A 12122-nucleotide genomic window follows, 5' to 3' on the forward strand; every position below is an offset into this window, starting at 1 on the left:
CACTCGGCCACCGCCACCGCAATCGTCTCCTTATGCACGTCCAGCCCGATGTAGGCACCGTAGACGTTGCTCGCTTGCTCGAGCACTCGCTTCACCCCGGCCTGCCCCGTCACCGGGCCTGCATCCTTCACCCCTTCCGCGATAAACTCATTCATGACCTGCCCCCTCGATAATGGCTCTGTGTTGAAGGTGGTTATCCCAACCCCGAAAACATAACCCACGCTCTCGAGGTCGGGCAGGTCAATCCATGATGTCTACCGTGAGACCCATTCGCTGGAACCGGGCCTTCAGGCTGGAAAAACCCGACCACACCCCCAACATATCCTTGAAGCCAACCGAATCCGGCAGGTCCGCGAATCGATGATGGGCGCGCTACGGAAAACCGCAGCGCACGCCCGTCGATTTCCCAATACTTCACCCAGGCACACCGGCAACCATGACGCGAACGCCCCAGTCCATCTCCCTGGTCCTCGGCAGCGGCGGCGCCCGCGGTCTGGCACAGATCGGCGTGATCCGCTGGCTGGAGGAACACTCGGATTACCGCATCCGCTCCATTGCCGGGGCCTCCATGGGGGCGGTGGTCGGGGGCATCTACGCCGCCGGGCAACTGGATGCCTACGAGGACTGGGTAAAGTCCCTGCGCCGTCAGGACGTCTGGCGACTTCTGGACTTCTCCTTCCGCGGTGCCGGGCTGATCCGTGGTGACCGCCTGATCGAGAAGCTGCGCGACATGCTCGGCGACATGGACATCGAGGACCTGCCGATCTCGTTCACCGCCGTGGCCACGGACATCGAGCGCGAGCGCGAGCGCGAGGTCTGGCTGAACTCCGGCTCGCTGTTCGACGCCATCCGCGCCTCCATCGCCATCCCCACCGTGTTCACCCCGGTGCGCCACAAGGGCCGGCTGCTGGTGGACGGCGGCCTGCTGAACCCGGTCCCGATCGCCCCGACCCTGAACGACGACACCGACATCACCCTGGCCGTCAGCCTGAACGGCCGCGTCGGCGAAGAGCTGATCCGTCCCGAGCGCACCAAGGCGCCCGACCCGGACCGGGAAGAACCCGACAGCGGGTTCCTCAACCATCGCCTGACCGACGCCCTGCCGGATCGCGTCGGCAGCTGGCTGTTGGACTGGCAGGACAAGCTGGGCCTAGGCGAGACCGACCCCGGCCTGAGCCGTGAGCAGGAAGCCCACGCGCTGGGCATGATCGACATCGTCTCCCACTCCATCGAGGCCATGCAGGGCACGATCGCGCGCTTTCGCATCGCCGCCTACAACCCCGAGCACCTGATCGAAGTCCCGGTCAACGCCTGCGGCATATTCGACTTCCACCGCGCCGCCGAGATGATCGACCTCGGCTACGAACTCGCCGACCGCAAACTAGGGAGACGCTGATCCATCCCCACGTCCGCGCCAGCCACACACCCCCTCATCGCGGCGGCAGCGCCATACCTCGTCATCCCGGCCATCGCCCCTACCCCCGTCATCCCGGCCGTAGCGCAGCGAAGAGCCGGGATCTCCAACGCCAGCCCACCCCCAACGCCCGAGATCCCGGATAACCGCTTCGCGGTTTCCGGGATGACAGCCCCTTCCGGACCGCCAGAAGCCTTAATTGCCCCCCGGTGGGAACATCACTGTAGGAGCGTGCTTGCACGCGAAGCCCCTGCCAAAGTCGGATGCAGGCACGAGCCGACAGCACCCCGAAGAACTGTAGGAGGCCTCGGATCAATGCTTGAAGTGCACGAACAGCCGCCCGTGGTTCTTCGAATCCTTCTCCAGGCGGTGATAGCGCGCCTTGACCTCCGGCTGCTGCAGAAAGCGCAGCACGCGCTTTTTCAGCTGCCCGCTGCCCTTGCCGTGGATGATCTCCACCGTCTTGATGCGCTTGTCGCAGGCCGCCTCGATCACGCCGTTCAACTCGGCGTCGATCCGGCGGCCATTGCGGAAGCACTCGTGCAGATCGATCGACAACCGCGACATCGCGAACCCCGCGAGTAGAGGCTCAGTTCACCGTCACCACGATACAGCGCGCCAGCTGCTGCACCTTGTGCGAGACACTCCCGGAGAGCAGCCCCTGCAGGCCGCCAAGGCCGCGCGAGCCCATCACCACCATGTCCACGTCGTGATACTCGGCCTGTTGCAGGATCACCTTGGCCGGAGAGCCGTCTTCCACATGGTGCTCGATGTCGGTCACGCCCAGCTCGGTGAAGTATCCGTGGGCCTGCTCGATCAGCTTCTTCGCGATATCCCGCAGCACCTTCGGCGGCACCGCGGCGCCCACGGCCGCACCGCCCGCTGCCAGCGGCGGATCGTTCGGGTCCGGCAGGTCCGAGAGCTGGCGGATATGCGGCGGCACCTCGCCTTGCAGCAGAACGCTGACCAGCACTACCCGGGCGTGATACTTGGACGCCAGATCCGCGGCCACTTCCACCGCCCGCCAAGCGTTGGCGGAACCATCCACCGGCACCAACATGGTCTTCAGTTCCATACCGCGCTCCTTGTTCCTCACCCCGTGGGACCCAGCCGCTTCCGCGGCCGTTCAGTCGCCGCCCAGACTGCCAGAGTTACCCCCCGCGCGCAGCACTTTTCAGCACCCTATACTGGGCAGAAAATCCGCACAGGAATCGCGATGACCCGCCTGTTCGAAAAGACCTATCTCAAGCCCGGCGCCGCCCCCGGACACGGCGCCCACGCCACCGAACACCCGCACGCCGCCGACGCCACCGTCTCCGCCTGGCACTACCATCGCGAACAGCTCGTCGAGCTCGACCCGCAGCGCACCCTGCGCGAAGGCGTACAGACCGTCGACGGCGGATTCGTCTGGCTGCACCTGCAGGGGGCCCCCAGCCCGCGCCAATTGCACGACCTGGGCGAGGCCTTCGACCTGCACCCGCTGGCGCTGGAAGACGTGCGCCACCAGGGCCAGCGCCCCAAGGTGGACTTCTTCGACACACAAATGGTCGCCATCCTGCGTCAGCCGCGCCATCACAACGGCAACATCGAACTCGACCAGCTCAACTTGTTCGTGGTGGGCACCCACCTCGTCATCAGCGTCCATAGCGGCGCGGCCGATCCCTTCGGGCCGGTCCGCGAACGGATGCGCAACGCCAACCGCAACTTCAACCGCCTAGGCGCCGCGTACCTCGCCTACGCCCTGATGGACAGCGTGATCGACCAGGCCTTCCCGGTGCTGGAACACATCAGCGAACGCCTGGAGACACTGGAAGAGACCGTCCTCGACCAGCCCGACCGCCACACCCTCAACGAGATCCATATCCTGCGGCGCGAGCTCCTCGTCCTGCGCCGCCAGCTCTGGCCCACGCGTGACGTGATCGCCCGCCTCATGCGCGACGACCTCGAACCCTTTACCCCGGAGCTGTTCCCGTACCTGCGCGACGCCTACGACCACACCATCCAGATCATGGATCTGCTGGAGTCCTACCGCGAAATGGCGGCCACCCTGATCGAGGCCTACATGTCCGCCATCAACCAGCGCTCCAACGACGTCATGCGCGTGCTCACCATCATCGCCACCATCTTCATCCCGCTCACCTTCATCGTCGGCATCTACGGCATGAATTTCGAAAACCCCGACAGCCCCTGGTCCATGCCCGAGCTCTACACCTACTACGGCTACCCCATCCTGCTCGGCATCATGCTCGCCGTCGTCGCCGTCATGCTCTACCTCTTCCGCCGCCGCGGCTGGCTGTAACCAGCCATCTCCCCCTCACTGCAGGGTCCTGCATATAAAACCCGCGATGATCCCGCCCGCTGCGCCCCACCTCGTCATCCCGGCCGCAGCGCCACGACGAGCCGGGATCTCCACCGCCAAGACCCTCCCCGACGCCCGAGATCCCGGATAACCGCTTCGCGGTTTCCGGGATGACGACACTGGGACAAAGAGCAGCTTCCGGAGCGACAAAGCCAACGACCGACCGGGAACAACAGCAGGGTCGGACCACGATAACGGGTTTGAAGCCTCGCCCGGCCGGGCTATAGGGGGGAAGCACCGGGGCGATGGGAGACAATCAAAAAAGCCGGGCGGGGAGCCCGGCTTGTTGAGGGGACTGGGGCTTGTTACCAGTCAGGGGCCCCTTCGTCATCGTCATCGTCGTCGTCTTCGTCGTGGTCACCCATGGAGCCGCCGGCCGCACCACCTTCGGCACCACCGCCGCCCATGGTGCCGCCGCCACCGGCGCCACCAGCACCCCCTTCCGGAGCACCCGCGCCGCCACCGGCAGCGCCTTCGGGAGCGCCAGCGCCTCCTTCAGCACCGGCACCGTCCTCCGGGGCACCGGTATCTGCGCCGGCGTCGCCGCCCGCCTGGGCGTGCGCCGCGCCAAGGCCGCCCAGCGCAAACATGGAACCCAGCACCATCGCGATCGCAGTTTTCTGGAAAGTCGACATCATGGTTCTCTCCTTCAAGTTGGAATCGAGTCACAGCCAACCGAATCGGGCCAGTCAGGCTTTCAATTGACTGCGCCAGAGAAGGAGCAAGGGGGATGCCAAACATGACCCCTGCTGACGAAGATCTCATCATCGAAACAAAGTGTGATCGATTCCGCTGGCTCACACCGCAACACTCCACTCCGGAATGATGCAAAACGACACATGGGTTATCGCGACCGGGTCAGAACGCCACACCGCCCACGCGGAAAACAAGATCATGCACCCGCCAGGGCGAACCGCGCGCCCGAGCTTCGTGCCAGAACCAGAATGCATTCACAGGAAGACACGCAGACCGGAAGGTTCAGGCTTGGCGAGTGCCCAGGGCACCGGACGCCGCGGCGCTTCGCGCCTCACGATGACGGGACAGATGCCCCACATTTGGCAGGCACCAACGCCAAACCCGTAACCCCGGCCGCGGCGCCCCACCCTGTCATCCCGGCCGCAGCGCAGCGAAGAGCCGGGATCTCCCACGCCAGCCACCCCACCTTCACCATCCAAACCCCACAAACCCCGTCATCGCGAGGCCGCAACGCGGCCGCGGCGATCGACTGGCAAGTCTCAACGACCTGGAGGAATGCCCGTCAGCTATCCAGCTGGGCGACGTATTCGCCCACGACCACGAGCTCGGACAACGCATCGTCCTCCAGCACGATCGGCTGATAGCCGGGCAGACTGGATTCCGGTTTGAGGATGATCCGTGCGTGGCGCCACTCCGTGTCCGGATCGCTCGTTTTCTCGCTGTGGTAGCGCTTGATGGTGAAACTGGCGCCGGTATCCGGGTCGTCGATGTCGCGGTGCTGCACCAGCACGATCTTGCCCTCGCGCGTACCGCCGCCGGGCGGGGCGAACAGACACCACGCCCCATCCGGGATCCGGCGATTCATCGACGCCCCGACCACCTGCGCAATGAACATGCCGGGCTTTAGCGCGATAAATTCGGGCGGCGCCACCCAGTCGAAGGCCTCCGGACTCTGCTCCACGTTCTGCAGTTCGCTGAAACCGCCCGCAGCCGCCTTGAACGAAACCACCGGCAGGGCATTCACGAACGGCTCGACCCCCTCCGGTGCAAGCTTCGGGAACGGCAGGACATCCGCTTGGGCTTCTTGCTCACCCACCGCATCCGGCGTCCCGCCATGCTGATGTACGAGCGCGCGGAAGTACTCGTTGGTCTCCGGATCCGCCGACCAGATCAGGCAGCCCTTCATCCCGCGGCTCATCAGCGTGCGGTAGGTATTCTTGATGATCTGGTCGGCCTTCTTTCGCGCCAGGTCCGGGTTTTCCTTCAGCGCCTTCTTGTAGCCCTTGATCGAGGCGTCGTTCTTCGAGCGCGCCTCCGGCACCGTGATCACCTCGCCATCGCGCACAATCAGGTCGGGCCCGATGATCACGCCTACATAGTCGAGCTCCAGCCCCTGGCTGGTATGGATGCACCCAATCTGGTGCACCGAATCCGGCTGGATCATCCAGGTGGAACCGTCCTTGTCGAGGTTCCATTGCATCGCGAAGTTGTGCTCCGCGAAGCGGATATCCATCGCCTCCGCGTCCTTCTTGCTGTCCCAGTCCCAGCAGTAGCCGGCCAGTAGCCGCGCCCGGTTGGCCTGCACGTTCAGCGCAAAGATGCGATCGCGCAGTTCGGTGGGCGAATCGACCACCTCGACCGAGTAGGCCAGCTCGTCCAGGTTCTCATTCGCGGTGTCCCGGATCTGCAAGGCCTGATCCAGCCAGGCCAGGTAGCCATCGGAACCGGCACAGCGAAACTGCGAGCGCAGCTCGGCGTAGTGGATGGTCGCGCCCGCGGCCTTCGCCCAGCGTTCGATCTCCTCGCGCGAGCCGATGTCCTTCCAGTGGATCCGCTGCTCCTCGTCCAGAAAGAAGACCGCCGTGCGCGCCGCGTGGATGATCTCCTTGGCCTGGTTCTCGCCCAGGTTCTGATACATGCCCGACTTCTCGTTCAGCCGGTGGGCCTCGTCCACAATCAGGGTGTCGAAGGTGTCCGCCTCCGCCTCGTGGTAGGAACCGGAGCCCCGGAACAGGTTACTGATGCGGCTCTTCTTCATCGTGCCGGTCAGCCGGGCCTCGTAGACCGCCCTCGGCGCCGCATTGCGCGTCACGTACTGCGCCACTTTGCCCTGCCGGGTCAGCGCCCCGAGCAGGTTCACGGCGACGACCGACTTTCCGGTCCCCGGCCCGCCCTGCACGATGAACACTTGTTTGCCGTGCTCTTCGGCGATCGCGGAGAGATCGAGCGCGCTCTCGTAGACCAGCTTCTGATCGTCGATCATCAAGAACTCGGCATTGCCCTCCAGCAGCGACGCTAGATGATCCGCCAGCGACTTCGACGGGCGAATCCGCCCGTGCTCGACGCGATAGAGGATGTCGTTCGCATCCCCCTTGCGCACGTGCTGGCGCAGGAAGCGCGCGAGCTTTTCGGCGTCCGCCTTCAGGAAGGCCGGGGCACGATCGAGGTGGTCCCTGTATCGCGCATCCCCGATCGCCGGCGACACGCTGTTGTGCAGGTAGGCACAGGGGTGCAAACCAATGTTGTCGGTCTGCACCGTCTCGTTGTAGTCCTCCAGCAGCGCCGCGTAGGACCACGCCTGGTAGGACGGATGCGTGACCTCGCGTTCCCGGCCGCCGACGAAGGTGCGCACGATCGCATCCTTCTCCGTCGCCTCAACATGCTCCCACTGCTTCAGCTCCACGATCACCGCGGTGTCATGCCCGTCGCTGTTGCGGCCGGTCAGGATGAAGTCCACCCGCTTCGAGGTCTGCGGGATCATGTACTCGATCGCCACGCCGGCATCATCCGGGATGCCGGATGCGCTCAGGACGTTCTCCATGTACTGCATCGAGTTGCGCCAGGACGTGATCTCGTTCGGCGAGGGCTTGCCCTTCCCGCTCCCCAGCATCCTGGCCAGGATGCGCTCCTCGATCTCGTTGCCCTGGACGTGCTCGACGAACTGGCGCTTGTCGGCCGTGTAGATCAGCATCGCGACACTCCCTGGTCCGGCCTACAGATCGGTGTACTTGCGCGCACTGCCCCGCGCCTTGTCCGCCGGATATTTCCGCGCGTTCGCCTCCAGCTTGTCGCTCGCCGCCTGCACCAGGTCCACATCCAGCTTGCGCGCCAGGAGCAGCAGGTAGATCTGCACATCCGCGATCTCCTCCCGCACTGCCTCACGGGCCTCGCCGGACAACTCCCGGGACTGCGCCTCGGTCAGCCACTGGAAGTGCTCGATCAGCTCGCCTACCTCGCCCGCCAGCGCCATCGACAGGTTCTTCGGCGAATGGAACTGCGCCCAGTCCCGTTCCTCGACGAACGCCTCCAGCCGCGAAGCCAGCTCCTCCAATCCCTGCGCATTACGCGATTCCGCGTTCATCCTTCCCCCGTGGCATCGATGCCTTTGCTTGCCGGCATCGTACCGAACTCGGCCCGGCTCCAGTAATCGCGGCCACGCGGACATGCACACGCGCCTTTAGCTCAATGTTGGTATGGTTTCCGCGAAGTGCCCGACGCACTACCAGGACAAGCAACGCAAAGGCTGCACGGATGGGGCTATCAGACCGAGATTACGACCGCGACGGGCCGCCCCGTCGTAAGCGGGGGCACAAGCCTGCCGCCCCAGAAGAACCAGCGCTGGACCGAAGCACCAAGCAACTCCTCATGGTCGTGCTGATCCTGGCGCTCGTCCTCGCCCTTGCCTATCTGCTCCACTACCACATGCAGATCCGGGCCGTGAACAACATGCTGGAGCGGCTGGGAGTCGTTCAGACCGAAGCAGCCGAACAGCTCGTCGAACCGGCGCTCGACGGTCTGCGCAGTCAACAGGAACGCCTGCAACAGCAACACCGGCGTCAAGAGGCGGCCCGTCAGCGTGAAGAGGCGATCCGTCAGCGCGAAGCCGCGCAAGCGCGCCGGGAGCGTGAGTTCGAACGCGCATTCATCGCCCAGTACGAGGTGCCGGACGGCTGCGACAGCTGGGACTCCCAAGCCCAGATGGTCGAGTGCACGAACCACCGTATCCGCGCACGCCGCGAATTCCGGGCCGAATTCTTCCGGGAGCCCACCCCAGGCCAGATCCGGCTGGAGGAAACGCCGCGATGACGCCGAAGACCCTTCCCGATTCTGCAGCCTTCCCGGACCTTGGCCCGGGGCAAGAGGCAAGGTCTGCCGCCGAAACCCCTCCCGAACCCGCCATAAAGCCCACCTGGCCCAAATCCATGCCCGACCAGGTCGAAGCCGTCCGCCGCCTCCTCGCCATCGGCCCCCAAACCCCGGAAGCCCTGGCCACCCACTTCAAACGGAAACCCACCAAATCCATCACCCAGGTGCTCGCCGCCCTCCAAATCCCCGGCCAGGCCACCACCGACAACGACCACTGGCGCCTGACATGACAAACGACCAGCAGCATCAAGGGCTCACCGCTCGGCCATGGCCCCAAACCGCATCGTCAGCCGCGCGAGATAACACGCTGCTAAAAACCACCGCGGCAACACATCCACCCGATTTAACGACGGTCTCAGACGCCACGCGCCCGGTTCAATATCCAATTAAACACGCGCGCACGTTCATCCAACATCCGTGCGCGCCATCCAACCACTGTTATAGCTGAAGAGAGTTATGGATTACTTATCACTATTTAGGATGCCAACCCCGATGAAAATAACGGGAAGGTCATCAAGCATCACGAACTCTTTTATAAACTCAATTATTCCGATAATTGTTCCAACAAATGAGCAAGTGAAAGAAGCATTGGATATTCTTGGCATGGATCACGATAGCTTCCAGTGCGCTTATTGTGGTGATACTGCTTCGGAATGGGATCATTTACGGCCTTTGGTGCAAAACAAAAAGCCAACTGGCTATATTTCCGAAATCCACAACTTGGTCCCCGCTTGCGGTAAGTGCAATCAATCAAAGGGCAATAAGCCCTGGCACATTTGGATCATAAGCCCTGCAAAGCTGTCTCCAAAATCTAGGGGCGTGTTAGATATTAATCAGCGTATCGAAAAGTTGCATAAATATGAGTCGTGGTTAGAGCCGACGAAAATTGATTTTGAGTCTGTTGTTGGTAAAGAGAAATGGGAGCAGCATTGGGCTAACTGGGAGTCGGTACAAAACACTATGCGTGAGGCTCAAATATTGGCAGCTGAGATCAATCGAACAATAGCAAAAGCACATGCAAAGCTATAACAAGGCAATTAACTACGCGCCTGCGGCGCCGGACACTCGTACCTCGCGCCGGTTATTGCGGCGTTAGGCTAGGAGAAAACAGTGCTTAAACATAAAACCATTGCAGAATATCCTGAATGGGTTCCTGTAGAGGACCGAAGAAGTCGATTTGGCGGAGCGATGCCACCGAGAAAACCGGAAAGAAGACGCCCGATGATCTGGCTCGCTCGAGAGGATAACGAAGTCTTTCTTGTAAATGCTACGGATGAAACATTTGATTATGTAATCGCGAGTAGCGCAGGATTCCAGACTGTTGATGATGATGTGATGAACATATCAAGTGAGAACGGCTACGAATATCATGACGTGCATCCTAATCAGGCCATAAAAGTAGAAGAATACGATGGTCACTATGACTTGGATTTCGTATTGCCAATACAAGTTCACCTAAAGTCGAAAAGTCTTGGTTGTCTTGAGATTAGGTCACCTGCAGAGAAAGGAGGTATTGGCGAGACAGTATTACTATGGAACTCAGGTGAGCCTGGCAAGAATGTTTACATTAAGAAACGCAACGACGCCTAAGGAAACACTGATCAATGGGCCGGCATCCGGCTCCGTGCCCCGCCGAAGCGTTTTTGGAAGGGCACTGGGGCCATTACGGCCGGCCTGGGCCCCTGTAACCGCCGTTTTTGGCGGTTACAGGGGCGATTTCCGGTCCTGCGGACACACTACCCCTGCGGCAGCAGCCCCCATCTTCGCGCACGGTACAGGTTTGCCAGGGCGAACAGGCTGTGCAGCTGCGCGGTGTTCTTCTTGAGACCCCGGTAGCGCACCTTGCGATATCCGAACAGGTTATTCAGGACATGGAACCGCTTATGAAGGGGTCGGACCACGGTAACATTCTGTATTAAAATCGATTTCCGAATTTGAAGGGGTGATTCAGGGCCTTAAACGGCGCATTTTGGGCCCATAAATGGGCTCCTAATCTGAGATTGGGCCCGCTCCGAAAACCGCTCAGGAAGAAAACTGATAACGGGGTCGGACCTAAAAGAACGGCCTAGGGTCAGTCGGCACGCAATCACGGGGTCGGACCACGGTAAAAGACTGACTTTAAACCGATTGTGGAACCTGAAGGGCTGATCCAGGGCCTTAAACGGCCCATTCCGGCCCCTAAATGGGCTCTTGCTCTGAGATTAGATCCCACTCCGGCACCGCAAAGGGGATCGGGACCACGTGACGGGGTCGGACCACGGTAACCGATTGGAATAAAGATACTTTAAGGTGCTGGAACGCTGGATTAGGGCCTTATATGGCCATTTTTGGGCTCGATATGGCCTTTCGCGCCAGCGACCGTACGGCTCCCACGATACGGGACGTCAGAGGTTCAGAGCCTGTCGTAGTGGCCGCCGATGGCGAAGATGTAGATCGCGTGATCGTCGAAGCAGTAGATCAGGCGGTCCCTGGCGGAGGGGTGCCTCGGGGATCAATCCTTACCTTCTGTGGCCATGACAGTCGATCGGCAACCGTGCCGCTCCAGCCGATTGCCACGGCCTCTTCCAGGCCCCCCCAATCACCGCGCTTCGGCAATCAACCCTCATATAGAGGAGACCTATGTTTACACGCCCCACCGTTGACGCAGTACCATCGGGAAACCGTGGAACGGGGGGGCAGCCTGACCTCGCTCCCCTGCCAAGGCGAAGGAACAACGCGATCGCAGGTATAGGCTCGCGGAAGGACGCAGGCTAGCGCGAATCGGGTGGAAGCCCGATGCTCTCGCGCATCAGATCCAGCAAGCCATCAACCGCAGACGGATGGTCGGGCTCGAACATCGCTCCCGCGCCTTGGTCATCCAGTCGCATCACGATGCAATGCCAGACATGGGCCCGGTCATCCCCCCACTCCTCCGGGCTCACGATCAGTCGCAGTCTTGTATTCCTGGAGAGACCTGAGTCGGGAAGCTCCACATACAGCCCGCTAAGGCTGACATCTCGCACTCGTCCACTTGTCCGATATTCGGGGTCGCCGGAAAGACCCTCCACAACCGCTGTCATACGGACGGCCCTGCGGCGCCCTTCGCGAAGTTCCATTCTCAGACTCCCGCCTTGGTCCCGACGACCCCGGCATTCTCTTGTCGCTCTGCCCAATGTAGCGCATGGTGATAGCAGCGTTGAGGAAGGCCTCGACCGGGCTCGGGCTCAACCTCGTCATGGCGCCAGTCGACAACCCTCGTCCGGTGCCGCCGCGCCCTGTTGTTAGCGTGCCCGCCGATCCACAAAAGGGCAAGAGGCAAGGTCTGACTGTCGACTTCCCCGGATTAGGTCCACGCATAACTAGAGGTTTCCGGGGTGTGTAACTGCCGGTATTCGACCGGCGTCAGGTCCCCCAGCGAATCGTGAGGGATGGTTTCGTTGTAGTCCTGCAGCCACTGCTCGGTGTGTTCCCGGACTTCGGTCAGCGTTCGGAAGACGTAGAGGTCCAGGACCCCGCGGCGGTAGCTGC

Annotated in this window: 12 protein-coding genes and 3 pseudogenes; 6 read left to right on the forward strand and 9 right to left on the reverse strand. The window is 62.1% G+C overall.

Annotated features, from left to right (window positions below; translation table 11 throughout):
* Positions 1–436 precede the first annotated feature (436 nt).
* Positions 437–1396, forward strand: a complete 960-nt coding sequence (locus tag F618_RS0113760; RefSeq protein WP_019568907.1) for a patatin-like phospholipase family protein — start codon at positions 437–439, stop codon at positions 1394–1396.
* Between the two features lie 330 nt (positions 1397–1726).
* On the opposite strand, the gene F618_RS0113765 is transcribed toward F618_RS0113760, so the two are convergent.
* Together F618_RS0113765 and F618_RS0113770 are read right to left on the reverse strand one after the other, a co-directional pair.
* Positions 1727–1981 carry a Smr/MutS family protein gene (locus tag F618_RS0113765; protein WP_018176544.1) on the reverse strand — a complete coding sequence of 85 codons (255 nt, stop codon included), beginning with the start codon at positions 1979–1981 and terminating at the stop codon, positions 1727–1729.
* Between the two features lie 22 nt (positions 1982–2003).
* Entirely contained in the window at positions 2004–2489 is a 486-nt protein-coding gene (locus F618_RS0113770) for a universal stress protein (RefSeq protein ID WP_019568908.1), read from the reverse strand.
* Positions 2490–2630: 141 nt separating this feature from the next.
* Here F618_RS0113770 and corA point away from each other — a divergent pair, with 141 nt between their 5' ends.
* Positions 2631–3713, forward strand: a complete 1083-nt coding sequence (corA, locus tag F618_RS0113775) for a magnesium/cobalt transporter CorA (RefSeq protein ID WP_019568909.1) — start codon at positions 2631–2633, stop codon at positions 3711–3713.
* A 365-nt stretch (positions 3714–4078) separates the two neighbouring features.
* On the opposite strand, the gene F618_RS0113780 is transcribed toward corA, so the two are convergent.
* From F618_RS0113780 to F618_RS0113790, 3 genes are all read right to left on the reverse strand, one after another.
* Positions 4079–4411, reverse strand: a complete 333-nt coding sequence (locus tag F618_RS0113780; RefSeq protein ID WP_019568910.1) for a hypothetical protein — start codon at positions 4409–4411, stop codon at positions 4079–4081.
* Positions 4412–5031: 620 nt separating this feature from the next.
* Positions 5032–7440, reverse strand: a complete 2409-nt coding sequence (locus F618_RS0113785) for a DNA/RNA helicase domain-containing protein (RefSeq protein ID WP_019568911.1) — start codon at positions 7438–7440, stop codon at positions 5032–5034.
* 21 nt (positions 7441–7461) lie between these two features.
* Positions 7462–7830, reverse strand: coding sequence for a nucleotide pyrophosphohydrolase (locus tag F618_RS0113790; RefSeq protein WP_019568912.1), 369 nt, complete (start codon positions 7828–7830; stop codon positions 7462–7464).
* A gap of 284 nt (positions 7831–8114) precedes the next feature.
* Here F618_RS0113790 and F618_RS0113795 point away from each other — a divergent pair, with 284 nt between their 5' ends.
* The 4 genes and pseudogenes from F618_RS0113795 to F618_RS16090 all read left to right on the forward strand — a co-directional run bounded on the left by F618_RS0113795 (position 8115) and on the right by F618_RS16090 (position 10205).
* On the forward strand, positions 8115–8555 hold the full coding sequence (locus F618_RS0113795) for a hypothetical protein (RefSeq protein ID WP_019563692.1): 441 nt from the start codon (positions 8115–8117) through the stop codon (positions 8553–8555).
* A pseudogene (locus F618_RS15045) lies at positions 8522–8845 on the forward strand (hypothetical protein); the annotation flags it as partial. The gene F618_RS0113795 and the pseudogene F618_RS15045, both read left to right, overlap by 34 nt.
* A 262-nt stretch (positions 8846–9107) precedes the next feature.
* Positions 9108–9644: an HNH endonuclease gene (locus tag F618_RS15790; protein ID WP_081620919.1), complete on the forward strand. Its 537-nt coding sequence runs from the start codon at positions 9108–9110 to the stop codon at positions 9642–9644.
* An 81-nt stretch (positions 9645–9725) separates the two neighbouring features.
* On the forward strand, positions 9726–10205 hold the full coding sequence (locus F618_RS16090; RefSeq protein ID WP_155998046.1) for a hypothetical protein: 480 nt from the start codon (positions 9726–9728) through the stop codon (positions 10203–10205).
* Positions 10206–10351: 146 nt separating this feature from the next.
* On the opposite strand, the pseudogene F618_RS15795 reads toward F618_RS16090, so the two are convergent.
* From F618_RS15795 to F618_RS15050, 4 genes and pseudogenes are all read right to left on the reverse strand, one after another.
* Positions 10352–10492: pseudogene (locus F618_RS15795) on the reverse strand (IS5/IS1182 family transposase); the annotation flags it as partial.
* Positions 10493–11007: 515 nt separating this feature from the next.
* A pseudogene (locus F618_RS16255) lies at positions 11008–11100 on the reverse strand (Txe/YoeB family addiction module toxin); the annotation flags it as partial.
* Positions 11101–11365: 265 nt separating this feature from the next.
* Positions 11366–11710 (reverse strand): PilZ domain-containing protein, encoded by a 345-nt coding sequence (locus F618_RS0113810; protein WP_026331243.1) that lies wholly within the window; start codon positions 11708–11710, stop codon positions 11366–11368.
* A gap of 227 nt (positions 11711–11937) precedes the next feature.
* Positions 11938–12122: integrase core domain-containing protein (locus F618_RS15050; protein WP_019568915.1), on the reverse strand; the 185-nt coding region annotated here is incomplete at its 5' end.

The organism is Thioalkalivibrio sp. ALMg13-2 (genome assembly GCF_000381185.1).
Taxonomy (GTDB): domain Bacteria; phylum Pseudomonadota; class Gammaproteobacteria; order Ectothiorhodospirales; family Ectothiorhodospiraceae; genus Thioalkalivibrio; species Thioalkalivibrio versutus.